A 25387-nucleotide genomic window follows, 5' to 3' on the forward strand; every position below is an offset into this window, starting at 1 on the left:
CCTTGCTGCGGCGGCCTCATTCGCACTGCGGGAGCTTACTGGGATTAGCCTGCCCGCCGCACCAGGTCACGCAGCGTGGCATCCAGCGCGGTGCCGATCGACACCTGACGGCGGCCAACCTCTGCCTTTGCCGACATGACGGACACCAGGCGCGGCGGCTGCCCCGGCCGCATCTCCAGAACCGGCGAGCCCGAAGCTCCGAAGTCGACAAGGCACGACATCACCAGCGTCCGGCTTTTGCGCGCCAGCACGCTGCAAGAGCGTTTCAAGCGGACATGGGTTGCGTGCTGCTGAGTATAGGACACAACCCCCAGAGTATCGCCGCGTGCTGCGCTGCCAGAGGTCGCCAACGGTTGGGCGTAGCGGCCGCTGATGGGGCGCTCCAGCTTCAGTACCGCCAGATCACTGCCGACCTGATGCGTGCCTGCCGGGCGATAGCGGTATTGCGGATGCAAAACCGCCCTGGAAACCTGCCGCAGCGCCGCAGCCTGGTGCCCGGCCAATCCCGCTTCGAACCGGATCGACGCCGGGTCCACCCGTCTGCCGGTTTTCGGATCGTACAGGCAATGCGCGGCAGTGAGCACCAGGTCCGGTGCGATTAGGGCGCCGGTGCACATGTTCTTGTTGGCGATGTTTAACCGTCCAACTGCCTGCCACCAGGCCACCGGCTCGGCCGGCCGCTGCGCATCATCCGCAGCTGCGGCCCCCGGAATACCTAAGGACAGGCAAGCCGCCATAGCAGCAAATAGAAGTCTCATAATCCACTCCAGCTTCCCACAAATCTATCGTCAGTCAGGCATGCGGCTGGAATGTGGCCCAATGTTGCCGGGCCAGGACGGTTTCATGGACAGAATGCGGCAGTGTTAACAATTCCCTAACCCCCCGGTTATTGATGCCTAACCATGGCAAAAAAGACTGCGGCTTGGCGAGAAAAAGTAAACAGTCCGTAAATATTCTTTCCAAACACTGAACAATAAACGGAAATTCCAAAGCCCGAACCGCCACAGCCCGGCAGCGCCGGCCTCTAAGGGAACCGATTCGATAGCTTTGACCGCCATAGTAGTTACCCACCCTGCCCGTATCGGCTGCGGGCAAAGACTGATGAACTCCGCCTCGCGGCCACCCCGGCGCGCCCTTTTCGTTAACAGTTTGTCCCAGCGCTCTAGCGAAAGGGTTGGTGGTTTGTTTCGCGCAGCCTGCATTGGGTGATGGCAGCTGATATCTACCGGACCTGCGCCAATATCGAGGCGGTGCCCTCCGGCGAATTGAACGTCGAGATCGCGGCCGCCCGCCGCGGCGGTGAGGTCGGCAAGACGCGGGTCTCCATGCAGGACGACCTGAAGCTGACCCGCGGCGCTAGAAGAGGTGCTGCTTGCGCCTCAAGGGCGACCGCAGACCTTTAAGTTTTAAGAAAACTTTAGGCTCCATGGCAATGCCTGAACCAGCCCGAGCAGCGGGTCGGCAACCCCGCAAAACCTCCGCAAATACCCGCTAGCCACCATATAGGCACCGCAAAATAGGGCGCATCTTCGCCGATACTCAGTTTTCTTTAAGTGAATCCGCTCCGATAATAAACCCCAGGATGACACGTTGCTTGCAACGCAATTAAAACGTGTGTTTCCTAAATTAATCCCGGACTTGGGTTCAGTGCAATTTAAAGGGGTAACTGGATGAGCAACAATCGTATCACAGATGTGGCGGCACCGCCATTCATGCAGCCCGTCGTCCTGAACATCCTTTCAGTTGACGATGATGAAATTGACAGACTGCGCCTGCGAAAACTGTGCCGGAAGGCCGGAATGGAGGCTGAGTTTTTTGAGGCCGCCAATCTGGATGAGATGCGCCGGCTGCTAGACCGGGAGCAATTCGATCTGGTGTTTTTGGACCACAACCTGGGCATGGATACTGGCCTGGACGCGCTGAAACTGCTGCTGTCCCACGAAGATCAGGTGCAGGCCGTACCTATTATGCTGACCAGCGTCACCAGCTATACCATCGCAGTGGAAGCGATGCGGCGGGGCTGTGCAGACTACATCGTCAAAGAAGAACTGTCCGCAGACGCCCTGATCAAATCCATTGCCTCGGCTATTGAGCGGCGGGCCCTTTACGGGCAGCTGTCCAGTGCCCGGGCATCGGAAAAGGAGTTGAGGCGGATCTTCCAGCGTTTCATCGTCAGTTGCGGCCCCGACCTCAGGCTTCTGCTGAGCCGGACCCTTGCAGGCGTCAGAGTAGTCAAGTCGCAGGCGCGGCAGGATGACAGTGTGCCGCCATCGGTGCTGTCGGATGTCTCGATGCTTGAACGCAGCTGTAAGGATCTGGTGGCGTTCATGGACGATCTGGACAGCGTCATCGAGGACACCCGGGAAGTCACCGCCCGTGTATCCCCGACGTTGCTTCAGTAGCGGCCAAAGGCTCCCGGCAACCAGCGCAGCCTGCCTGGCAGCAGCTTCGCGGGTTTTGACCGGCGGCCCGGCAGTTCCCCCCCCCCTGCCGGGCCAGACAGTAAACAACCCGTTGCAGCAAGCAAAGGAACAAGGATGCAGCATTCGCCCACTGTCACCCGCCCCGCCCTGAACATCATCCTGGTGGAAGACGATGACGGCGACGCAAAAGCCCTGCGCAGGGCCTTTGATCAGGCTAAGATTGCCAATCCGATTACCCGGTTCGTGGACGGGGTCGAGGCCCTGGCCTTTCTGCGCGGAGAGATGAGTCAGCTTCCGCCGCCGCATTTTGTAGTGCTAAGCGACATCAACATGCCGCGCAAAAACGGTATTGAACTGCTGCAGGAAATCCGTGCCGACCCGGTTCTGCATAACCTGCTGTTCATTGTACTGACGACCTCAGATGACCAGAGCGATATTTCTGACGCCTACGCCAACAATGTCGCCGGCTACATACTGAAATCGAAAGCTGGCGAGATGTTCTCCGACCTCATGACAACGCTCGACAATTACTGGCGCATTGTCGAGCTGCCTGAAATTCACATCAAGAAGGTGTCCCATGACAGCTCTCAACATTCTGATCGTTGACGATGACGCCGGTGACCGGAAGCTGATGCGCAGGCTGCTTAAGAAGGTGCACCCGGACGCAGAGATCACCGAAGCTGAGAGCGGGGAACAGGCCTTGAGCCACGCGGGACGCGCCGCAGACGTGATCTTCCTGGATTACCTCCTGCCTGACGGCACTGGGCTTGACCTCATTGCCCGGCTCAATGGAACCTGGCCGCAGGCGGTTCTGTTCATGACCACCGGCCACGGTGACGAAGAGATTGCAAAAAGCGTCATCCTGGCCGGAGCCAGCGATTACATCCCCAAGTCGGCTCTCAGCGCAGAAGCGCTCAAGCGGATGGTTTCCAACGGGTTGAAAGTCGCGGACATGCGCTGGCGAATCCAGGAGCAGCAGAACGAGCTGCGGCTCTTCTCTGATGTTCTGGTGCACGATATGCGGGCGCCGCTGCGCGCAATCAAATTCCTGAGCGACCAGATCCAGGAAGAATACCTCGAAGGCGACCTGGACGAGGTTGCCCGGCAGTTCGACCTGATGAAAAAATCCGTCAACAAGACCTCCGAGCTCATCGAACGGCTGGCCAGCCATATCAATCCGCACAGCGAAGGCCGGGCGGAGCGCGTCACAGTCGACAGCCTGTTCGACAGCCTGCGCGCAGTTCTGGCGCAGGACCTGGCGGAATCCGGGGCTCAAATCACCTGGCAGCCCGGCGCGCTAAGCGTGCTTTGCTTTCCGCCAGAGATTGTCCAGCTGCTGCAGAATCTGATCGGCAACGCCATCAAGTACAGCGGCGGCAGGACACCGGAAATCACCGTAAGCGCCGAACCGGCGCATCCAGGCGTGATGATCTCCGTCTCCGACAATGGAATCGGTGTGCCGCCAGAATACCGGGAAAGGATCTTTGAGCCATTCAAGCGGCTGCAGCGCGGCAGCGAGCAACCGGGCACCGGCCTGGGGCTGGCGACCTGCGCCAAGATCGCCAAGCGGCACAAGGGCCTGATCTGGTGCGACCAGCAAAAAAAAAATGGCACCACAATCCGGTTCACAATCAGCCTGGACACCAGCCAGGCACGGGACTCCGCTTGACGGGGCAGGAGTCCCCGGCCGGCCCCAGTAGGAGGCGGCCCTGTGACGCGAGCGCAATTGCGTCGGAGCCTGGCCGCCAGATTTGCGCCCCTAGGACTTGACCGGCTATCCTTCCAGCGAGACCCAGAGCACCCGGGCGTCTTCCTTGCTAACGGAAACGCAGCCATGGCCCATACCGCTGTCATAATAAACTGAATCTCCTGCACCCATGCGCAGCGGCCGGTAGTGCTCGGTGTAGAGAACCAGCTCACCGCTCAGCACGAACATGAACTCCTCCCCCTGGTGGCGAACCCAGTTGTCGAATTCAGTAACGTCCCGCGCCTTAATAGTGCTGATGTAGGGAACCATGCGCTTGCTGGTCAGCTCGTTGCAAAGGAGTTCGTGATCGTAGGTGGTGGTTTCCTTGTGCTCCCCCTCGCCGGTGCGGGTAAAGTCTCGGCGGCCAGTGACACCGCCTTGGCTGGACTGCACAAACAGCTGCGGCGTTTCCAGCTCCAGTGTCTGCATCAGGCGGCGGATAATCTCGAAGCTGGGCCGGGTCTGGTTGTTCTCGATCTTCGACAAAGTTGACCTGCCGATGGCCGCAGCCTTGGCCGCCTCCTCCAGCGTCAGCCCCTTCTCCTTGCGGGCGTCGCGAATCATTTTCCCCAGAACTTCACCGTCCGGAGCCTCCATGGCGTCGGGGCCGGGTCCTGTTTCTTCTGATGGAATTGGTTCCATTTGCGCGAAATCTCCTGATCCGCAAGCACCTTAGCTTTGATGCATCTGCGGGTCAAAATTTCCGCATCCATACTTTTAGTTTGCAAAAGGGAAAAAGTTTCCTATAGGGAACACAGCGTCGCATACGACGGGACACGTGCCGGTCCTGGACCGCATTTCGGAGGAGAAACCACATGAGCGCATATGATCTGATCGTGATCGGGGCCGGTCCGGGCGGTTATGTCGCAGCAATCCGCGCCGCCCAGCTTGGCCTGAAGGTCGCCTGCGTCGAGGGCCGTGGCTCTCTGGGCGGCACCTGCCTGAACGTCGGCTGCATTCCCTCCAAGGCGCTGCTGACCTCCTCTGCCAAATATGCCGAGCTTTCCCATCTGGCCGCGCACGGCATTGCCGTTGAAGGCGCCAGCCTGGACCTTGGTGCGCTGATGGCACGCAAGGAAAAAATTGTCGGCGACCTGACCAAGGGCATCGCCTTTCTGTTCAAGAAGAACGGCGTCGACCATATCGACGGCTGGGCCAGCATTCCTGCTCCCGGCCGGGTGCAAGTGGGTGAAGACACCTACACCGCGAAGAACATTCTGATCGCCACCGGTTCGGAGCCCGCCACCCTCCCTGGCGTGGAAATCGACGAGGTGGATGTGCTGAGCAGCACCGGGGCGCTGGCGCTGGACACTGCGCCGGAGCATCTGGTGGTAATCGGCGCCGGCGTGATCGGGCTTGAACTCGGTCAGGTCTGGTCACGCCTTGGTTCCAAGGTGACGGTGGTGGAATACCTCGACCGCATCCTCCCCGGCATCGACGGCGAAATCGCCAAACTGTCTCAGCGCGCGCTGAGCAAACGCGGCCTGAAGTTCCAGCTGGGCCGTGCGCTGAAGACCATCGGGAAAGGCGAAAGCGGCCTGACCCTGACTCTGGACCGTGTCGGCAAGGACAAGGAAGAGCAGATCGAAGCCGACAAGGTGTTGGTCGCGATCGGCCGCCGCCCTGTGACAAAGGGGCTGGGCCTGGAAAGCCTGGGCGTGTCTATCAATGCGCGCGGTTTCATTGAAGTGGATGAAGCCTTCCAGACTTCGGTGCCCGGCATCTATGCCATAGGCGATTGCGTCCCTGGCCCGATGCTGGCGCATAAAGCTGAGGAAGACGGGGTTGCCTGCGTTGAGATGCTGGCAGGCGAGCACGGCCATGTGGATTACAACACCGTCCCCGGCGTGGTCTACACCGACCCGGAAGTTGCCTCCGTCGGCCAGACCGAGGAAGCGCTGAAAGAGGCCGGAACCGAGTACATCGCCGGCAAATTTGCCTTCATGGCGAACTCCCGCGCCCGATCCACCGGTGAAACCGACGGCGCGGTGAAAGTGCTGGCAACGCCTGAAGGCAAGATCCTTGGCGCCCACATTTGCGGTGCCCATGGCGGTGACCTGATTGCAGAATTAGTGCTGGCAATGACCAAAGGTGCTACTATCGAGGAAGTTGCACGAACCTGCCACGCGCATCCGGCGATGGGTGAAGCAGTGAAGGAAGCCTGCCTCGACGCGCTTGGCCGCGCCATTCACGCCTGATCCGGAGGACCGCCAGATGACGATCCAGCTGCGCCCCCGCCACCCGGAAAAGGCCCATAAGGCCGACAGCGCCATCCCGCGCAAGCCCCAGTGGATCCGCAAGAAGAAGATCGAGAGCGCGGAGTATTATGAGACCCGCAAGCTGATGCGGGAGCATGATCTGGCAACCGTCTGCGAGGAGGCCGCCTGCCCCAACATCGGCGAATGCTGGTCCAAGCGCCACGCAACCATGATGATCATGGGCGAGATCTGCACCCGCGGCTGCTCTTTTTGCAACGTGACCACCGGCAAGCCGGACACGCTGGATGCGTTTGAGCCTGGCCGGGTTGCTGTGGCTGTTAAGAAACTGGGTCTGCGTCATGTGGTGATCACCTCCGTGGACCGGGACGACCTGGAAGATGGCGGCGCAGAACACATCGCCCAGACCATCCGCGCCACCCGCCACCAGAACCCGGGCACCACCATTGAGGTGCTAACCCCGGATTTCCTGGGCAAAGGCGAGTCGGCACAGGTAGTGTTCGAGGCGGCGCCAGATGTGTTCAACCACAACCTGGAAACCGTGCCGCGACTGTACCCGCACGTACGCCCCGGTGCGCGCTACTACACCTCGCTGCGGCTGCTGGATGACGCCAAGCGCGCCAACCCGCAGCTGTTCACCAAATCCGGAATCATGGTCGGCCTGGGCGAGACCCTGGACGACGTGCGCCAGGTGATGGATGATCTTCGTGCAGCCCAAGTCGATTTCCTGACCGTGGGCCAGTATCTGCAACCCACACCCAAGCACCACCCGATCGAACGTTTTTGGTCGCCGGAGGAATTTGCCCAACTGGAACAGATCGCGCGCTCCAAGGGCTTTATGCATGTGTCAGCGACACCGCTGACCCGCTCTTCGTTCCACGCGGATGAAGATTTTGCCGCCCTGAAAGAGGCCCGTCAGATGGCCTTGGCAAAGGGTATTTAACCTTAACGCAAGCGGGAGGAGACCCATGGAAGCGTTAAATTCAATCGTAGGAGCCGTAAACAGCGTGGTTTGGGGGCCGATGATGCTGGTCCTCATTCTGGGCGTCGGCTTCTTCCTCCAAGTCGGCCTGAAGTTCATGCCGATCCGGAAACTGGGTATGGGTTTTGGCCTGATGTTCAAGGGCCGTGAAGGCACCGGTGAAGGCCAGATCACCCCGTTCAACGCGCTGATGACCGCGCTGTCGGCCACTATCGGCACCGGCAACATCGCGGGTGTTGCGACCGCCGTCTTCCTCGGCGGCCCCGGCGCGCTGTTCTGGATGTGGATGACCGCGCTGGTCGGTATGGCCACCAAGTATTCCGAAGCCGTCTGTGCCGTGAAATTCCGCGAGCGCGACGAAGAAGGCAACTATGTCGGCGGCCCGATGTATTACATCAAGAACGGCCTTGGCGCGAAGTGGGCCTGGCTGGGTGTTGCTTTTGCCGTGTTCGGCTCGATTGCAGCCTTCGGCATCGGCAATGGTGTGCAGGCCAACGGCGTGGCGCAGGTTCTGGAAACCAACTTTGGCTTCAACACCTCTGTCACGGGCATCGTGCTGATGGTGCTGACCGGCGCAGTGATCCTGGGCGGCATCACCCGCATCGGCGCGGTGGCAGGCAAGCTGGTTCCATTCATGGCGGTCAGCTACATCATTGCAGGCCTGATCGTGCTTGTGATCAATGCAGACGCCATCGGCTCCGCGTTCAGCCTGGTGTTCACCCATGCATTCACCCCATCGGCAGCCGAAGGCGGCTTTGCCGGTGCGGCAGTCTGGGCGGCGATCCGCTTTGGTGTGGCGCGCGGCGTGTTCTCCAACGAAGCTGGCCTGGGTTCCGCCCCGATCGCCCACGCAGCGGCTGAGACCAAGGGTCCGGTCAACCAGGGCCTGATTGCGATGCTGGGCACATTCATCGACACCATCATCGTCTGCTCGATCACCGGCCTGGCAATCATCGCCTCCGGCGCCTGGACCTCGGGTGAATCCGGTGCGGCTCTGACCTCGCTGGCGTTCGAGACCTCGCTGCCCGGCTTCGGCGGTTACCTGATCGCCATCGCGCTGTCGATCTTTGCCTTCACCACCATCCTGGGTTGGTCCTATTATGGCGAGAAGTGCATGGAGTTCCTGTTCGGTGTGAAGGTCATGCTGCCCTACCGCATCTTGTGGATCATCGCGATCTACTTCGGTGCCACCGCCGATCTGGGATTCATCTGGCTGCTGGCTGACACGCTGAATGCGATGATGGCCATTCCGAACCTGATCGCTCTGGCCCTGCTGAGCCCGATCGTCTTCAAGGTGACGAAAGAGTTCTTTGCCACCGGTGGCAAATCGGAAGAAACCGGCCACGCTGCCGAGTAAGCTCTCCGGGAGGGCGCGTCCTGCGCCCTCCCCCACCCCGAAACCCTACAATTCAAAGGCTGCACAGGATGACCGACGCACCCAAACGCACCCCGCTTTATGACCTGCACGTCGAGCTTGGCGGCAAGATGGTCGACTTCGCCGGCTGGGAAATGCCGGTCCAGTATCCCATGGGCATCATGGGCGAGCACAAGCAATGCCGCGAAAAGGCCGCGCTGTTTGACGTCTCCCACATGGGCCAAGTGATCCTGCGCGGCGAAAATGTGGGCGAGAAGCTGGAAACGCTCTGCCCGCAGGCCTACGCCACCCTGAAAGAAGGCAAGGCGCGCTACGGCTTCTTCACCAACGAAGACGGCGGTATCATGGACGACCTGATCGTCTCCAACGCCGGCGACCATTACTTTGTCGTGGTGAACGCCGCGCTGCGCCACCAGGACATCCCGCATATGCAGGCGAACCTGGACGGCGTCGAAGTGACCGAAATCTTCGACCGCGCGCTGGTTGCCGTGCAAGGCCCCAAGGCCGAGGACGTTGTCGGCGAACTGTGCCCCGCCGCCCGTGAGCTGAAGTTCATGGAAACCACCATCGCCGAGATCGGCGGTGTCGAATGCCGCATCTCGCGCCTGGGTTACACCGGCGAGGACGGCTACGAAATCTCGATCCCGGAAGCGGACGCGATCCGCGTGTCCAAACTGTTCTTGGCCCATGACGACTGCGAACCCGCAGGCCTTGGCGCCCGCGACAGCCTGCGCCTGGAGGCCGGCCTTTGCCTCTATGGCAACGACATTGACCAGTCGACCTCGCCGATCGAGGCGTCGCTGTCCTGGGCAATCCAGAAGCGCCGCAAGGAAGAAGGCGGATTCCCCGGTGCCGCCCGCATCCAGAAGGAACTGGCCGAAGGTACCGCCAAGAAGCTGGTGGGCATCAAGCCCGAAGGCCGTGCCCCTGCCCGCCAGGGCGTGGAAATCCAAAGCGAAAGCGGCGATACTTTGGGTGCCATCAGCTCTGGCAGCTTCGGCCCCACCGTCGGCGGCCCGGTCGCCATGGGCTATGTTGCGGCGGATCATAGCGCCGCAGGCACCAAGGTGAACCTCATCATCCGCGGCAAGGCGCAGCCGGCTGAAATCGTCGCCCTGCCCTTCGTTACTCAGAACTACAAACGCTAAGACATCATCAGGAGAGTCAACATGGCCACCTATTATTCCGAAGACCACGAGTGGATCACCGTTGAAGGCGACACTGCAACTCTGGGCATTACCAAGCACGCCGCCGATCAGCTGGGCGAAGTTGTTTTCGTCGAACAGCGCGAAGCGGGTGAAGAATTCGAAAAAGGCGGCGAGATCGGCGTCATCGAGTCGGTGAAAGCGGCTTCCGAAATCTACGCGCCGCTGGACGGTGAAGTGATCGAGGTGAACGAAACCCTGGCCGACAACCCCGGCGCCCTGAATGAAAGCCCGGAAGGCGATGCCTGGATCTATAAGATCAAGCTGTCGGACAAGTCCCAGCTGGACGATCTGATGGATCTGGACGGCTACAAAGCCCTGATCGGCTAAGCACCCCCTCCCCGCCGGAACGTCCGGCGGGGTCCATTGCCCCAGACAAGGACCTCTGTAATGGCCTTCAAACTTACCGATTACGAAGCCTATGACTTCGCCAACCGGCGCCATATCGGCCCGTCTCCGACCGAGATGCGGGATATGCTGCAGGTGATCGGCTTCAAAACCCTGGACGAGCTGATCGACGCCACCGTGCCGCCCGCCATCCGCCAGAAAGAGGCGCTGGACTGGGGCCCGGCGATGACCGAACGCGACGCCCTCTTCCACATGAAGCAGGTGGCCTCCAAGAACAAAGTGCTGACCTCGCTGATCGGCCAGGGCTACTATGGCACCACCACCCCGGCGCCGATCCTGCGTAACATCCTGGAAAACCCGGCCTGGTACACCGCCTATACCCCCTATCAGCCGGAGATCTCCCAGGGCCGTCTTGAAGCGCTGCTGAACTTCCAGACCATGGTCAGCGACCTGACTGGCCTGGATATCGCTAACGCCTCGCTGCTCGATGAAGCCACCGCCGCTGCCGAAGCCATGGCGATGGCGCACCGCGGCTCGCGCTCCAAAGCGAACAACGCCGCCTTCTTCGTCGACAAGAACTGCCACCCGCAGACGGTTGCTGTGATCCAGACCCGCGCCGAGCCCTTGGGCATCGACGTGGTGGTTGCCGATCCGGACGAGCTGGACCCGGGCGCGGTATTCGGCGCGATCTTCCAATACCCGGGCACCTACGGCCATGTGCGCGATTTCACTAAAGAAATCGAAGCCATTCACGAGCACAAGGGCATCGCCGTTGTCGCTGCCGACATCTTGGCACTGGCGCTTCTGAAGTCGCCCGGCGAGATGGGGGCTGACATTGCCATCGGCTCCACCCAGCGCTTTGGCGTTCCGATGGGCTATGGCGGCCCGCACGCTGCCTATATGGCAACCACTGACAAACTGAAGCGCGCCATGCCCGGCCGTATCATCGGTGTGTCCGTCGACGCCCGCGGCAACAAGGCCTACCGCCTGGCGCTGCAGACCCGCGAACAGCACATCCGCCGCGAAAAGGCCAACTCCAACGTTTGTACCGCACAGGCGCTGCTGGCGGTGATCGCGTCGATGTATGCGGTCTATCACGGCCCCGACGGCATCAAGGCCATCGCACAGTCGGTGCACCGCAAAACCTCGCGCCTGGCTGCAGGACTGGAAGAGCACGGTTACAAAGTTGAGCCGGAAGTCTTCTTTGACACTCTGACTGTTGAAGTGGGCCCGCTGCAGAAAACCGTCATGGAAGCAGCGGTTGCCCGCGGTGTGAACCTGCGCAAAATCGGCGACGCCCACGTCGGCATCTCGCTGGACGAGCAGACCCGCCCGGAAACCATCGAAGCGGTCTGGGGTGCCTTTGGCATCGACAAGAAAGACGACAGCGTCAAGAACCGAGCCTACCGCCTGCCGGACTATGCGCTGCGTGAAAGCGAGTATCTGACCCACCCGATCTTCCACAAGAACCGGGCCGAGGCAGAGATCACCCGCTACATGCGCCGCCTGGCAGACCGCGACCTGGCGCTGGACCGTGCGATGATCCCGCTGGGGTCCTGCACCATGAAGCTGAACGCGACCATCGAGATGATCCCGGTCACCTGGCCGGAATTCGGCAACCTGCACCCCTTCTGCCCGGAAGACCAGGCGCAGGGCTACCACCAGATGATCGCCGATCTGAACGACAAGCTCTGCCAGATCACCGGCTATGACGCGATTTCCCAGCAGCCGAACTCCGGTGCGCAGGGCGAATACGCGGGTCTGCTGACCATCCGCAACTACCACACGTCGCGCGGTGAAGGTCACCGAAATGTGTGCCTGATCCCGACTTCGGCACACGGCACCAACCCGGCGTCGGCACAGATGGTTGGCTGGAAGGTGGTTCCGATCAAGGCGGACGACAACGGCAACATCGACCTGGCGGACTTCCGCGAGAAGGCAGAGAAGCACTCTGACCACCTTGCAGGGTGCATGATCACCTACCCGTCCACGCACGGCGTGTTCGAGGAAACCGTTCAGGAAGTCTGCGACATCACTCATGAGCATGGCGGTCAGGTCTATATCGACGGCGCCAACATGAACGCGATGGTGGGTCTGGCGCAGCCGGGCAAAATCGGCGGCGACGTTTCGCACCTGAACCTGCACAAGACCTTCTGCATTCCGCATGGCGGCGGCGGCCCCGGCATGGGTCCGATCGGCGTAAAGGCGCACCTTGAAGAACACCTGCCCGGCCACCCGGAATACGGCACCGCCGTGGGGCCGGTCTCGGCGGCGCCATTCGGCTCGCCCTCGATCCTGCCTGTTTCCTGGGCCTACTGCCTGCTGATGGGCGGCGAAGGTCTGACCCAGGCAACCAAGGTGGCGATCCTGAACGCCAACTACATCGCTGCACGCCTCAAGGACGCCTATGCGATCCTCTACACCTCCGAGACCGGCCGAGTTGCGCATGAGTGCATTCTGGACACCCGCCCGCTGAACGATGAAGGCCACGTGACCGTGGACGACGTTGCCAAGCGCTTGGTCGACTCGGGCTTCCACGCTCCGACCATGTCCTGGCCGGTGGCGGGCACGCTGATGGTGGAGCCGACCGAGTCCGAGCCCAAAGACGAACTGGATCGCTTCTGCGATGCCATGCTGTCGATCCGTCAGGAGGCGCAGGACATCATCGACGGCAAGATCGACGCGCAGAACAACCCGCTCAAGCACGCGCCGCACACGGTGCGCGACCTGGTCGGCGAATGGGACCGTCCCTACAGCCGCGAGCAGGCCTGCTTCCCGCCGGGCAACCTCGGCGTCGACAAGTACTGGCCAGTGGTGAACCGGGTGGACAATGCCTATGGCGACCGTCACCTGATCTGCACCTGCCCGCCGATGTCGGAGTACGAAGAAGAGTAAGCCCAGGACTTCCTGGCTTGCTGCCCCGCCGGCCCGTCCGGCGGGGCGCCCCCGCAGCCCCTTCTATACCGCTGCATCCCTGCATGTCCCGCTCAGAGGAGAGAATGATGTCCCGTCTCGAACCGCTGACCGTGCCAGCGTCCCGGCAAACCGCTGACAGCGCGGCACAGGCCCGCTTCCACGATGTCGAAATCATTCTGCCTCAGCCGGATTCACCTGCCGCGGCCCAGATGATCTGCGAAGTTTTCCGCGCCGCCAACGATCTGTTCCCCGACAGCGGCTATCGCACCGCCGTGCGAAACCTGGCGTCGCAGATGCGCACCGTGCCAGACGGATGGAAGCCGCAGACCGTCGTCTTTCTCGGCGGCATTTCCAGCCGCTGGCCACTGAATTCCGGCGAGAAAGCCAGCTTGCAGCGGATCTGCCGGCAGGCGCAGCGCTGCCTGTTTGCCGGCAGCGCCATTTTCCTGTTGCCGGAAACCGGCTTGAACGCCGCGGTCGAGATCGCGGTGCACACGAATTTTGCAGCGGCGGCGGAAGAGGAGCAAATGATCTGCGCCCCGGCTGGCACGCTGACCACGACGTCAGGCCGCATCAGCACTGCTGTCAGCAGCTTCGCCGCTCTGCGTGTGCTCATTGCCTTTCTGCGCGCTGACCGCGGCGCCTTTATTGCAGACGCGGTTTGCGATTACCTGGGCCTTGCCTTTGGCCCGGCCTCTGAACAATCCAAGGTCTCTTTGCAGCTGCGCCAAACCGCCGGCGGCGATGCGCTAGTGGTAAAAATCCTCGACCTGATGCAGCAGAACCTGGAAGAGCCGTTGTTGATCCGCGACATAGCTCAGCAGGCTGGGGTATCGCCGCGCAAGCTGGAGCGCCGGTTCCAGCAAAAAGCCCTGACCAGCCCGCTGACGGCCTACCGCAAGCTGCGGATCGAAAAAGCGCGCCAGTTATTGCAGCATACCACCCTGCCATTGGCTGAGATCGTCGCCGCCACCGGCTTCGGCTCCCGCAGCAGCCTGACGGAATGGTTCAAGCGCGAGTACAAGACCAGTCCGCAGGCCTTCCGTAAGCAATACTATGCGGACCGCCATCCAGCAGGCTCCCTGGCCTGACTCAGTCAAACCCGCCAATGCAAAAGGCGGCCCTTTCGGGCCGCCTTTGTTGTGTCAGGGCGGAGCGCTCAGTTTCCGGAATCGCTGTCCTCGCCGTCACCGGACAGGGCGTTAGGGTTGAAGACATTGCCGAACCCGGAGCTGTTGCTCTGCGGGTCCTGCTCTGCTTCAGGCTCCGCCTCGCCGTCGCCAGACAGGCTGCCCGGAGCAAACACGCCACCGAAGCCGGAGTTGCTTCCGGAACCAGTCGAGGGCGCGGTTTGGGCCGGGGCGGCCTCCCCCTGCTCTTCCTGCTGCTGCTGGCGGCGCAGTTCGCGCTGGCGGCGCAGTTCCTGGATGCGCTCCTGGGTCTCCAGGCGCTTCTGCTCCTGCACGTCAGCAATGCACTGTGCCGGGCTGTAGACCGTCGCGGTGCCAACCACCGCCACCGTCGCACAGGCCACAACCACCAGAGCCACAGCCGCCACGTTTGAGCTGAGGAAGCCCGGCAGCCGCAGCTTGCCGCTTTCCAGCTCTTCCACCGTGGCTTTCTTGCGTGCCTCGGCCACCAGTTGCCTGCGGCGGATGCTGGCCTCGTTAAACAGTGCCGCAAAAACCGTCAGTACCACGATAATAAAGGCCAGGGCCGAGATCGCCGGGGTGATGCCATAGCGCACCTTCTGCGCCAGCTCGATAGTCAATGTCGGGTACTCGCCAAAGGTAAAGGTGGTGGTGTTGTAGTTCTCAAAAGACGCCAGGAAAGCCAGCACTGCGGCGCTGGCAATGGCCGGACGCATGAACGGCAACAGCACCTTGCGGAAGGCCTGGGCATGGGTCGCGCCCAGATCCAGCGCCGCCTCTGTCAGCGCGATGTCATAGCGTTGCAGGCGCGCCACCAGCACCAGCATGCAGTAGCTGGCGATAAAGGTGGACTGGCCGATGATGGTCAGGAACAGCCCGTTTGACAAGAAGCTGTCAGCGCCCAGCCCCAGCATCCGGTTGATCCGGTCCCAGAACACCAGGGTCGAGATACCGAGTACCACGCCAGGGATCAGGATCGGCGCGATGATGACGGTGTAGTAGGTCGCCCGCAGCTTGGGCCAGATCTGGGTGAGCATCAGCGCCCCCGCTAGGCCCATTGCCACCGACAGCACCACCGTGCCCGCCCCCACCAGGATCGAGTTCCAGATGCCGTTCAAAATCCGATCGTCCTGGAACAGGGCCGAAAACCACTCGAACGTCAGGCACTCCCAAGGGGTCATCCGCGGGAAGGACGGCGAATTAAAGGCCGTCGCCGACATGATAACCAATGGACCAAGCAGATAGGCAAAGAAGATCGCCAGGTAGACCCAAAGGCTCAGGCGCATAAAGGTGAAGTTCTTCATTTGCCGATATCCCCCATGTTCACCTTGAACAGGCGCATGATTGCCAGAACAAGCAGGATACAGGTGACCAGCAGCACCACCGCATAGGCGGCCCCCTGCGGCCAGTCTGAGTTGTCATTGAACTGCTGGTAGATCAGCTGCGTGAACCACAAGGACGAGGGCCCGCCCAGGATCTGCGGGGCCGCCAGGGCACCGGCCGACAGCATGAACACCATGGTACAGCCCGAGGAGATACCCGGCTTAGCATAGGGGATGACCACGCGGCGGTGGATCTTTGTCCAGCTCGCGCCCATATCCCGCGCCGCCTCGATCTGATTGCGGTCCAGGCTTTCGATCACGTTATAGATCGGGAAGATCATCAGCAGAATGTATGCGTATCCCAGGCCGGCATAGAGCGCGATGTCGTTACGGATGAAGTCGAAGGGCGTGTCGAAAACCCCCAAACCCACCAACAAGTTGTTCAGCACTCCGGTCTCGCCGAAGATGATGCGCAGCGCAAAGGCGCGCAGAATTTCATTGATCCAGTAGGGGATGATCAGCATCAGCGCGAAGATGCGGATGTGATTGCCTTTGGTTTGGGCCAGGTAATAGGCGATCGGGTAGCACAGGATCAGGTTGAAGACGGTAACGCAGACCGCGGCCACCAGGGTGCGAAAGAACACCTTGAGGTCGACCGCGTTATAATCCTGGCTACCGCCTTCTGGGCCGTAGATCAGGTACTTGTAGTTTTCCAGCGTGTAGACGTCCTTGGGCCCGCCGATCTCCGGCGGCGGCAGGTTTGGCCTGAATGAAAAGTCGAGCATGGACAGCTGCGGCAGGATGATGAGGCCAATGGTCCAGAAAAGGACCAGGCCCAGCATCAGGCTGCCCATACCGGTGCCGTTGCGTTTGAAAAACTCCCTCAGGAAGCTTGGCATCGCTTTGCCTCCTTATTCTGCGGCCAGCTCACCCGAGGGCACGATGACGGCGTTCTTCGTCTCGTATTCCAGGGTGATGTTCTGGCCGGTGTGGTCGTCGAACGATTGGCCGAGGTTGGGGATCGAAACTTTCAGCTCCTTGCCGCCATCGCCTTCCATGAAGATGTTGAAGGCATTGCCCTCGAACTCCTCGTGATTGACCTTGGCCGTCACGAAATGATCGCCTGAGGCTCCCTTGGGTGCCAGTGCAAAGGCTTCGGGGCGGATGAACATCATGGCGGCGTCGCCTTCCTTCATCCTGCCCTGATTGGCAGTGGAAATCCGCGCCACCAGTTCACCGGAGCGGTTGGTCTGTATCAGCGCCTCATTGCCTATGATGCGCTTGATCTTGCCACGGAAGACATTGTTTTCGCCCACGAAGGAGGCTGCAAACGCGGTGGACGGGTCATTGTAGATGGTTTTACCGTCGCCGATCTGGTCGATCACTCCCGCCTTCATCACGGCAATGTTGTCGGACATGGTCAACGCCTCGCCCTGGTCATGCGTGATGTAGATGAAGGTGATACCAACGCGCTGCTGAATCTCTCGCAGCTCGGTGCGCATGTGCTGGCGAAGCTTGAGGTCCAGCGCCGACAGCGGCTCGTCAAGCAGGAGCACGTCCGGTTCCGCGCACAAGGCGCGCGCGATTGCCACCCGCTGGCGCTGGCCGCCCGAAAGCTCGGAGGGAAGCTTGTCGCCCTGCCCGGGCAGGGCGATCATGTCCAGAAGCTCATCTGCGCGCTTCCTGCGCTCCTTGGCAGAGGCGCCCTTTATCTCCATCGAGAAGGTGATGTTCTCCCAGACTTTCATCAGCGGAAACAGCGCCAGGTTCTGAAAGATCAGCGCGGTCGGGCGCTTGTTCGGCCCAATTCCCTTCATGTTGTTGCCGCCGATCAGCACCTTTCCGTCGCTGGGCTCCAGAAAGCCCGAGACCGCGCGTAGAATGGTGGTTTTGCCGCAGCCCGAGGGCCCTAGGAAGGAAAAGAAATCCCCCCCATTGATGTTCACATTGGCATCGCGCACGGCAACAAAGTCACCGAAGCGGATCCAAAGGTTCTCGAGATCAACACCGACCCCTGCACTCATTTGGCTTCTCCCTAGGATGCAGACCTCCATTCCGGTGGCACGCCACCGGCCCCGCAAGACCTGCTATCCGTATCTGTTCGTATGTGATGGTGCCGCAAGATGTGCGGCTGGCCCCCGGACGTGACCGGGGGCCAGGTTTTTCAAGCGCGCGGCTTAGGCGCTCTTGAACTTGTTGACGAACTCAGTGCGCACGTCCGCATACCACGGCGCTTCGGCCGGCCAGGGGTTCAGGTTAGCCAGCGAGTCGCCCGGATAGGCCTCGGCAAAGTTCTTTTTGTAGACATCGCCCGAGAAGCTGTCAGCGCCGAGAACCGGCGAGTTGTAGCCGTGGCTGTCAATCGCCTTACCTGCCGGTTCCTGATTGTAGGCATAGTCGATGAAGGCATAGACCTGCTCTTCGTTCTGCGCGCCGACCGGCATAGAGATGCCGTCAACCCAGGCCATCGCGCCTTCGACAGGCGCCTGGTAATGCACCGGCTCACCGGCGGACTTCAGTGCCAGCGGCGGGCCGTCCCAGGTCTGGCCAACGACCACGCCCTCGTTCAGGAGGCCGTTTTTCTGGGTGTCAGCATCGTTCCAGATCAGCTTAATCCGGTCCTTGCGCGCCACACACCAGTCGGTGACCTGGCCCCAGACCTTGCGCATGGTTTCCTCGTCGTCATAGGCCGCCCAGATAGAACCTGGCTCCATCTCACCCGAAGCTTCCATATAAAGACCTGCACCCAGCATCATCGAATGCGCCCGCCCCATGGTCTTGCCGGCGTTTTCTTCCGACCAGACGTCGCCATAAGAGGGTGCGTCACCTTCCGGCAGCCACAGGTCGGTGCGGTAGGCGATCCCCTCAGTGCCCCAGATGTGCGGCAGCCAATGCACGCCTTCACCGCCAAAGTTCCAGGCGTCGGTGCCAATCTTGGCCATCGCCGGGTTCACCGCATCGATGTTGACTTTGTTCATGTCGAAGGGCCGCAGCAGTTCCAGCGGCCCCCACTGCAGTGAACGATTGTTGGTCGGCGACACAATGTCGAAGCCCTGGCCTTTGGTGGCCTTCATTTTGTTGATGATTTCTTCATTGGAGCCGATGCCGGTGTAGTTCACCTTGATGCCGGTAGCGGCTTCAAAGCCCGAAATGAATTCCGGCGGCAGGTAATCCGACCACATCAGAATGTTGATTTCGCCCGAAGAGGCCAGCGCGCTTTTCGAATAAAGCGGTGCCGCCAAGGCTGCAGCGCCTGCGCTTTTCAGCAAAGTGCGGCGGGTAACCGTATTCTTTCCAGTCATTACAAAACTTCTCCCATTGGACTGTTGATTATTCTTGTTGTTTCAGCTGTGAAACCTTGCAAAGGCTTGCGGGCCTTCGACAGTGACAGTTTTGGATATTGATAAGACCAGTTTACTTGCCAACCCAGTTCACATGGTGCCAGTTTCAGCACAATTTCAGGCCCCCCGCGACATCTGCGGTTACTCCATAGACCGTCTCTGCGCCCGCAGTTTGCGCGGTGCAGTGCAAGGCGTCAACGCTCCTGCGGCTTCTCCCCGCAGAAACCTGTATCAAACAGGCCTGTAAAAACATCGTGACGCAGCTAGGAGTTAACCAAAAGCACCGTCGGCTGAACGCTGCCCGGCAGTGCCAACGCTCTGCCAGAAAGGACACAAGAAGGCGGGTCGCTGCCGCCCCTTGGAGCATCCAAGAACGATGCCGGGCAGAAGGGGCTGCTTGAGATTTTAGCCGCTGCCGCCGACGTTCGTCAGAAATGCTCACGACGCGCTGCATCCCGGCTTGCGGCAGCGTTGTTCCCTCCTCCAACACCTTAAGCCTGTGCCTTCTGGCACCATTTCCGCAAATCGCTCAAGCTTGTTTTCTTTTTTCTGCAATAGTCGCCCCAGCGTCTTGCCGCCACGGCCACCGCACCGCTTAGTTATTATGGATCTATGCGGGAGGACCCACCCATGAAATCGCGCACCAAGGTTGTGGTGATTGGCGGCGGCATTGCCGGCTGCTCCACGCTCTATCACCTCACCCAGGAGGGCTGGAGCGACGTTGTTTTGGTCGAACGCAACGAGTTGACCAGCGGCACAACGTGGCACTCTGCGGCGCAGGTCACAAACTTTGGCACGAACCAGACTATGATCGGACTGAAGAGCCACTCCATCGCACTGTACAAGCAACTGGCCGACGATCCGGAGTATCCGATCAACTACCATCACGGCGACGGGGGAATAAGACTCGCCAACACAGTGGCACAGATGCAGGGCTACCGCCACTTCGCCTCCATGGCTCGCGGCATGGATGTTCATTTCGAGGTGATTGACGCCCAGGAATGCGCCCGCCGCCATCCTCTGATTTCAACAGACAACCTGACCGGCGGGTTGTGGGATCCGTTGGACGGCGACATCGACCCGGCGCAGCTGTGCCAGGCGCTGGCCTATCACGCACGAAAAGCCGGAGCCGAGGTCTGCCGCAACACGCCGGTCACCGCTCTTACACAGCACAAGGATGACACCTGGACCGTGCATACGGAACACGGCGACATCGACTGCGATATGGTGGTGAACGCCTGCGGCTACCGGGTGAACGAGGTAGGAGCGATGATGGGGGTGCACCACCCGGTCGCCTCGATGGAGCATCAATATTTCCTGACCGAAGACATCCCCGGCATCATAGAGGCCGGCCGCCGGATGCCGCTGATCCGCTGCCCGATCTCCGACTATTACTGTCGCCAGGAAAAGAATGGCTTGCTGATCGGCTTCTACGAGCAGGACTGCAAGACATGGGGCATGGACGGGATCGACCCGAATTTCACCAACGCCCTGTGCCCCGACGACTTGGAACGGGTGATGGACGTGCTGGAGGGCGCGTTCGAGAGGATGCCCGCGTTGCGTGAAACCGGCATCCGCGCCATCGTGAATGGCCCTATAACCTATACCATCGACGGCGCACCGCTGATCGGCCCCATCCCGGGCAAGCGCAACGCCTTCTGCGCCATTGGTCTGCGCGCAGGCCTCGGCGAAGGCGGCGGCCACGGCTGGCTCTTGGCGCAGATGATCGTGCATGGCGAGGCTTGCTATGACACCTGGTGCCTCGACCCGCGCCGCTTCACGGGTCACGCGAACGTAGAGCTGACCGCGTTGAAGGCTGTCGAGGACTACCAGAACGAATTCCGCTTCCGTTTCCCGCACGAGCATCGACCTGCAGGCCGTCCTGCCAAAACGACACCGCTGACACCGATTTTGGCCGCCGAAGGCGCAGAATTCACAGTAGTCAACGGCTGGGAGCGGGTAGACTACATCAAACCCGCGCAGGATTTTCACCCGCCGCTCACCTTCAATTTCGACGAGGCCTTCGACATTGTTGCGGCGGAAGTAAAGAACGTTCAGAACGACGTGGGTCTTTGTGAGGTCAACGGTTTCAACCGGATCGAGATCACCGGTAAAGACCGCCACAGCTTCCTTGACCGGATGTTCTGCGGCACGATCCCCAAACGTGGTGGCCGGGTTGCTCTGGGCTATCTGCTGAATCACCACGGCATGATCAAAAGCGAGGCCACAGTGGCCAACTTGCCCGCTTCCGACCGCGGACAGGAACGGATCTGGTACGGCTCTGCCGCAGCCAGCGAGTCCTACGACATGGACTGGCTTGCCCAGCACATCCGGCCAGGCGAGGACGTGCAGCTCCGCTCTCTTACCAACGACCTGACCATCCTGATCCTTGCCGGCCCGCGCGCGCGTGATGTGCTCTCCGGCTGCGCCCGCGGCGACTGGTCCAAGGAGGCCTTTCCCTGGCTGTCGGTGCGCGAATGCTTCATCGGCTTTGCGCCCGCCACGGTGATGAGCGTCAGCTTCTCCGGCGAGTTGGCTTATGAAATCCACGTCCCCAACGCGTCGCTCTATGCCGCCTATCTGGCACTGCGAAAGGCAGGGGAAGGCTACGGGCTAAAGCTGTTTGGCGCCCGCGCGGTCGAGTCTATGCGGATGGAAAAAGGCTTCCTGCACTGGAAAGCCGACCTGATTACCGAATTCGACCCGTTCGAAACCAGGCTGGACCGGTTCGTGAAGCTGGAGAAGGGTGATTTCATCGGCCGCAACGCCTTGCTGGTACGCCAGTCCGAAGGCGCCCGCAAGAAGCTGGTCACGCTGCAGATCGATACCACCCACGCCCCGGCCCATGGCGGCGCCTCACTGATGCAGGGCGACAAAGTCGTGGGCACGGTGACTTCTGGCGACTGGGGCCACCGGGTGGGGATGAACCTGGCCTATGCCTTTGTCGAGCCGGAGCTGGCGGCAGAGGGCAGCACCATGCAGCTCGACCTTTGCGGAGATCTGGTCGCGGCGACAGTCATCGCTCCCTCTACCTATGATCCCGGCTTCGGCCGCATCCGCGGCTGAGCCCTTTCCCAAACAGCAAAGCGCCCGGGACATCCCCGGGCGCTTTCACTTCCTTGCAATGCCTCAGCTCAGCTGCGGCCTTTCCAGGGCACCAGCCAGTTCTCCGCCTTACGCATCAGGATGTCGATGCCATAGCCGATGATACCGATCAGCACGATGCCCATGATCACGATATCGGTCAGCTGGAACTTGGACGCGGCGATGATCATCATGCCTGCCCCCTTTTGCGCGGCTACCAGTTCTGCTGCCACCACCGTGCCCCAGCAGACCCCCATCGCCACCCTAGCACCTGTGAATATCTCCGGCAGCGAGTTCGGCACGATCACATGGCGCATGATCTGCCACTTGGAGGCGCCCAGCGAATAGGCAGCGTGGATTTTCGAGATGTTGACGCCAGACACCCCGGCCCGCGCCGCGATGGTCATGATCCACAGTGCCGCCAGGAACAAAAGAACGATTTTGCCGGTTTCCCAGATACCGAACCAGATGATCACCAAAGGGATCAGCGCCAAGGGCGGCACCGGACGCATGAATTCGACAATCGGGTCGAACCAGCCGCGGAACCAGCCGGAAAGGCCCATGGCGTAGCCGAGCGGGATGCCGACGATGGCGCCGGTGACGAAGCCAGCCACGACCCGTAAGAGCGACCAGCCAAGATGCTGCCACAGTGAGAAGTTCTGATAGCCCTCATTGGCAATCTCAAAGAAACGCGAGACCACGGTTTCCGGGGCCGGAAGCCAAATCGGATTCATCTGCATGCCGCTGTCCGGCGTAAAGCTGATCGCGCCTTTTGCGGTCAGCGTTACGGTGCCGTCACCGGTGTCAATCGCACCGCCAATCGCAATCGGCTCGCCGTTGATCGCCACGATCTTTGCGCCGTCCCTGCGCTTGGCCTCGTCGTTCTTATCAAACAGCAGCGTGTTCGAACGTCCCGCTTGCGCCGCCAGAGCGTCATTCGCGGCAAAGCCGCCGCCACCCTCCACCTCGAACTTCTCGACGTCCTCCCCAAATCCAAAGACGCGCACGGTGACGTCGGCATCATCCGTGGCGCCATCGGCATTTTCCAGCGTGTAGGTAAAGACCGTTTCGCCAGTGAACGGTCCCGGAACGTGGATCGGGAACAGCTTGGAGCCGGTGAAGGCTGCCCAGATCACGAAGATCACCAGAACCGAGATGATCGAGGCCGCCCGGTCCGGCGTGACTGCACTTTCGTCGCCGAACGTCACAGTTTTTAGGCTGGTGAAGTCCTGCCGCGACTGCATCCCTTTGCGGAGAAGCTGCACCAGGAAGAAAGCGCCCGCAAACAGCGCGATGTAAAACAGAAGTGCTGTCATGCCACTTGCTCCGTCCGGCCCATGATCTCCTCTTCCATCTCCCAGATCATCGAGAGGATCTCGTCGCGGGTCTCGGCAAAGCCATCGGACTTCTTGACGTCGCGCAGATCGGCATTCACACCGCGCTCAGCAAAGGGCAGCTGGTATTCGCGGTGAATGCGGCCGGGGCGCGGTGCCATCACGATCAGCCGTTCCCCCAGCAGTAGCGCCTCCTCCACCGAGTGGGTGATCAGGATGATGGTTTTGCCCGTCTCCTTCCACAACTTCAGCACAAGGCCTTGCATCTTCTCCCGCGTTAGTGCGTCCAGCGCACCCAGCGGCTCGTCCATTAAGATCACGTCCGGCTCATTCGCCAGGCAGCGCGCCAGCGCCACACGCTGCTGCATACCGCCCGACAGTTCATAAACCGCCTTCTCCTTGAAGTCTTGCAACCCGACGATTTCCAGCAGGTGGTTTGAGATTTTCTCCCGTTCTGCCCTACCCATCCCCTTCATCCGGGGGCCGAATTCCACGTTGTCACGAACGTTCATCCATTCGAACAGCGCGCCCTTCTGGAACACCATGCCGCGTTCGGCATCGGGGCCGGTCACCACATGGCCGTTCAGTTCCACCGTGCCTTCAGTAGGGGCCAGGAACCCGGCCAGGATGTTCAGCAGCGTGGTCTTGCCGCAGCCTGACGGGCCCAGCACCGACAGCAGCTCCCCTGCCTGCAAGTTCAATGAAACGTCTTTCAGCGCCTGAACTGAACTGCCGTTGGGCAGGTCAAAACGCATGGAGACACTCTTGATGTCCAGTCCCGACATCCTTCCCCCTTCCTATTAGCGCCAGTTGGCAGCCGCGCTGCAACCGCTGGAGCGGACGGCCCGGCAGCCGGGCCGTCCGGTGTGGCCGGTTCGTTCCAGCTCAGTTCAGAGCGGCTTCCAATGGCGCTCCGTCAACGGCACCGTCATAGGAATCCAGCGCAGCCTCGATGCTGCCTGCATTCACGAACACATCCGCCACGCCTTTCATGAAGCTCTGGGCACCGCCGCCCAGCCATTTCTCTGACAGCTGATCCTCAGCCGAAGGGAACCTGAAGGTTGCGATGGTGGCCTCGGCATCAGCCAGATCCATACCTGCATCCTTGGCAATCACCGGAAGCATTTCGTCCTTGCTGCCGCCTGCATTCCACATTGCGTTGGCATCTGCGGTAACCTTCAGGAACTTGCTCAAAAGCGCCCCCTCGTCCGCGATGAAGCCTGCCGGTGCGCTGGTCACGTCAAACACCAGAATGCCCAGTTCTTCCTTCTCAGCGCCGGTCAGCAGAACATTGCCATGCTCCAGCATCCGCCGCAGCGCACCGCCCCAACCGCAAACCATGTCCAGATTGCCCTGGGCAAAGGCTGCCGCGCCGTCGGCCGGCGCCATATCGACGATTTCCATCGACCCGGTATCAACTCCGAAATGCGCCATCTGTGACAAGAAGCCATAATGCGCGGCGGTACCGATCGGCACGCCTACCTTCTTGCTGTTCAGCTCGCCAGCGTTGGTCTTGTCGATCTCCAGCGCCTCCGCAACAACGCAATTATCGTTGTCCGCATAGCTGACCGCCACATCCACTGCCTGAATGTCCTGCCCGGCAGAGGTCGCGACCACGAACGGCGGCACGCCCTGGCTGACGGCGATCTGCACGTCGCCGGAGGCCATCGCCGCCGACATCGCGGTACCTGTATCAAAGGAAACCCAGTTGATCTTGACGCCCATCTCTTCTTCATAGGTGCCATTGGCCTTGGCAAACTGGAACGGCATTGGCCACTCCAGGAAGTAAGCCACGGTAATTTCATCAAGTGCCGAAGCCTGGGTCGCCCACATTGCGGCCGCGGCCGCACAGGCTGTTGAAAGTAGATGTTTTTTGATCATATTAATGGTTCTCCCAGTTGATACACCGGGCCCGTTCTCTGCGGGCCTTCAAGCTTGAATTT

Annotated in this window: 21 protein-coding genes; 12 read left to right on the plus strand and 9 right to left on the minus strand. The window is 60.9% G+C overall.

Annotated elements, in window-relative coordinates; translation table 11 throughout:
• Window positions 1–44: 44 nt before the first annotated feature.
• On the minus strand, window positions 45–758 hold the full coding sequence (locus tag AC5STB_RS02940) for a trypsin-like serine peptidase (RefSeq protein WP_495441490.1): 714 nt from the start codon (window positions 756–758) through the stop codon (window positions 45–47).
• A gap of 450 nt (window positions 759–1208) precedes the next feature.
• Here AC5STB_RS02940 and AC5STB_RS02945 point away from each other — a divergent pair, with 450 nt between their 5' ends.
• The 4 genes from AC5STB_RS02945 (at window position 1209) to AC5STB_RS02960 (ending at window position 4092) form a co-directional block, all read left to right on the plus strand.
• Window positions 1209–1403, plus strand: a complete 195-nt coding sequence (locus AC5STB_RS02945; RefSeq protein WP_495441491.1) for a hypothetical protein — start codon at window positions 1209–1211, stop codon at window positions 1401–1403.
• A 267-nt stretch (window positions 1404–1670) separates the two neighbouring features.
• Entirely contained in the window at window positions 1671–2402 is a 732-nt protein-coding gene (locus AC5STB_RS02950; protein ID WP_495441492.1) for a response regulator, read from the plus strand.
• Between the two features lie 135 nt (window positions 2403–2537).
• Window positions 2538–3029 (plus strand): response regulator, encoded by a 492-nt coding sequence (locus AC5STB_RS02955; RefSeq protein ID WP_495441493.1) that lies wholly within the window; start codon window positions 2538–2540, stop codon window positions 3027–3029.
• A complete protein-coding gene (locus tag AC5STB_RS02960; RefSeq protein ID WP_495441494.1) occupies window positions 3001–4092 on the plus strand; it encodes a sensor histidine kinase in 1092 nt (363 codons plus the stop codon). Before AC5STB_RS02955 ends, AC5STB_RS02960 begins: the two co-directional genes overlap by 29 nt.
• A gap of 105 nt (window positions 4093–4197) precedes the next feature.
• On the opposite strand, the gene AC5STB_RS02965 is transcribed toward AC5STB_RS02960, so the two are convergent.
• Entirely contained in the window at window positions 4198–4812 is a 615-nt protein-coding gene (locus AC5STB_RS02965; protein ID WP_495441495.1) for a helix-turn-helix domain-containing protein, read from the minus strand.
• Between the two features lie 173 nt (window positions 4813–4985).
• Here AC5STB_RS02965 and lpdA point away from each other — a divergent pair, with 173 nt between their 5' ends.
• From lpdA to AC5STB_RS03000, 7 genes are all read left to right on the plus strand, one after another.
• Complete coding sequence (gene lpdA, locus AC5STB_RS02970; RefSeq protein ID WP_495441496.1) at window positions 4986–6368, plus strand: dihydrolipoyl dehydrogenase; 1383 nt, start codon at window positions 4986–4988, stop codon at window positions 6366–6368.
• 16 nt (window positions 6369–6384) lie between these two features.
• Entirely contained in the window at window positions 6385–7329 is a 945-nt protein-coding gene (gene lipA, locus AC5STB_RS02975; protein WP_495441497.1) for a lipoyl synthase, read from the plus strand.
• Window positions 7330–7354: 25 nt separating this feature from the next.
• Complete coding sequence (locus tag AC5STB_RS02980; RefSeq protein ID WP_495441498.1) at window positions 7355–8725, plus strand: alanine/glycine:cation symporter family protein; 1371 nt, start codon at window positions 7355–7357, stop codon at window positions 8723–8725.
• A 68-nt stretch (window positions 8726–8793) separates the two neighbouring features.
• Window positions 8794–9891, plus strand: a complete 1098-nt coding sequence (gcvT, locus tag AC5STB_RS02985; protein WP_495441500.1) for a glycine cleavage system aminomethyltransferase GcvT — start codon at window positions 8794–8796, stop codon at window positions 9889–9891.
• 21 nt (window positions 9892–9912) lie between these two features.
• Complete coding sequence (gene gcvH, locus AC5STB_RS02990) at window positions 9913–10278, plus strand: glycine cleavage system protein GcvH (RefSeq protein ID WP_495441501.1); 366 nt, start codon at window positions 9913–9915, stop codon at window positions 10276–10278.
• A gap of 60 nt (window positions 10279–10338) precedes the next feature.
• A complete protein-coding gene (gene gcvP / locus AC5STB_RS02995; protein ID WP_495441503.1) occupies window positions 10339–13191 on the plus strand; it encodes an aminomethyl-transferring glycine dehydrogenase in 2853 nt (950 codons plus the stop codon).
• A 107-nt stretch (window positions 13192–13298) separates the two neighbouring features.
• Complete coding sequence (locus AC5STB_RS03000) at window positions 13299–14303, plus strand: helix-turn-helix domain-containing protein (protein ID WP_495441504.1); 1005 nt, start codon at window positions 13299–13301, stop codon at window positions 14301–14303.
• Window positions 14304–14371: 68 nt separating this feature from the next.
• Here AC5STB_RS03000 and AC5STB_RS03005 read toward each other — a convergent pair whose 3' ends face one another.
• The 4 genes from AC5STB_RS03005 to AC5STB_RS03020 form a co-directional block, all read right to left on the minus strand.
• Entirely contained in the window at window positions 14372–15667 is a 1296-nt protein-coding gene (locus AC5STB_RS03005) for an ABC transporter permease (protein ID WP_495441505.1), read from the minus strand.
• Entirely contained in the window at window positions 15664–16584 is a 921-nt protein-coding gene (locus tag AC5STB_RS03010; RefSeq protein WP_495441507.1) for an ABC transporter permease, read from the minus strand. Before AC5STB_RS03010 ends, AC5STB_RS03005 begins: the two co-directional genes overlap by 4 nt.
• 12 nt (window positions 16585–16596) lie before the next feature.
• Window positions 16597–17709 (minus strand): ABC transporter ATP-binding protein, encoded by a 1113-nt coding sequence (locus tag AC5STB_RS03015; RefSeq protein WP_495441509.1) that lies wholly within the window; start codon window positions 17707–17709, stop codon window positions 16597–16599.
• A 153-nt stretch (window positions 17710–17862) separates the two neighbouring features.
• Window positions 17863–18987: an extracellular solute-binding protein gene (locus tag AC5STB_RS03020; protein WP_495441510.1), complete on the minus strand. Its 1125-nt coding sequence runs from the start codon at window positions 18985–18987 to the stop codon at window positions 17863–17865.
• Between the two features lie 669 nt (window positions 18988–19656).
• Between AC5STB_RS03020 and AC5STB_RS03025 the strand changes: the two genes are divergently transcribed.
• On the plus strand, window positions 19657–22092 hold the full coding sequence (locus tag AC5STB_RS03025; protein ID WP_495441511.1) for a GcvT family protein: 2436 nt from the start codon (window positions 19657–19659) through the stop codon (window positions 22090–22092).
• 68 nt (window positions 22093–22160) lie between these two features.
• Here the strand turns inward: AC5STB_RS03025 and AC5STB_RS03030 are convergent, their stop codons facing one another.
• The 3 genes from AC5STB_RS03030 to AC5STB_RS03040 form a co-directional block, all read right to left on the minus strand.
• Window positions 22161–23426, minus strand: coding sequence for an ABC transporter permease (locus AC5STB_RS03030; protein WP_495441512.1), 1266 nt, complete (start codon window positions 23424–23426; stop codon window positions 22161–22163).
• Window positions 23423–24229, minus strand: a complete 807-nt coding sequence (locus tag AC5STB_RS03035) for a taurine ABC transporter ATP-binding protein (protein WP_495441513.1) — start codon at window positions 24227–24229, stop codon at window positions 23423–23425. The genes AC5STB_RS03030 and AC5STB_RS03035 overlap by 4 nt, the downstream gene beginning before the upstream one ends.
• 100 nt (window positions 24230–24329) lie before the next feature.
• On the minus strand, window positions 24330–25325 hold the full coding sequence (locus AC5STB_RS03040) for a taurine ABC transporter substrate-binding protein (protein WP_495441515.1): 996 nt from the start codon (window positions 25323–25325) through the stop codon (window positions 24330–24332).
• Window positions 25326–25387: the final 62 nt, after the last annotated feature.

The organism is Leisingera sp. CC-HEC093, assembly GCF_059429195.1.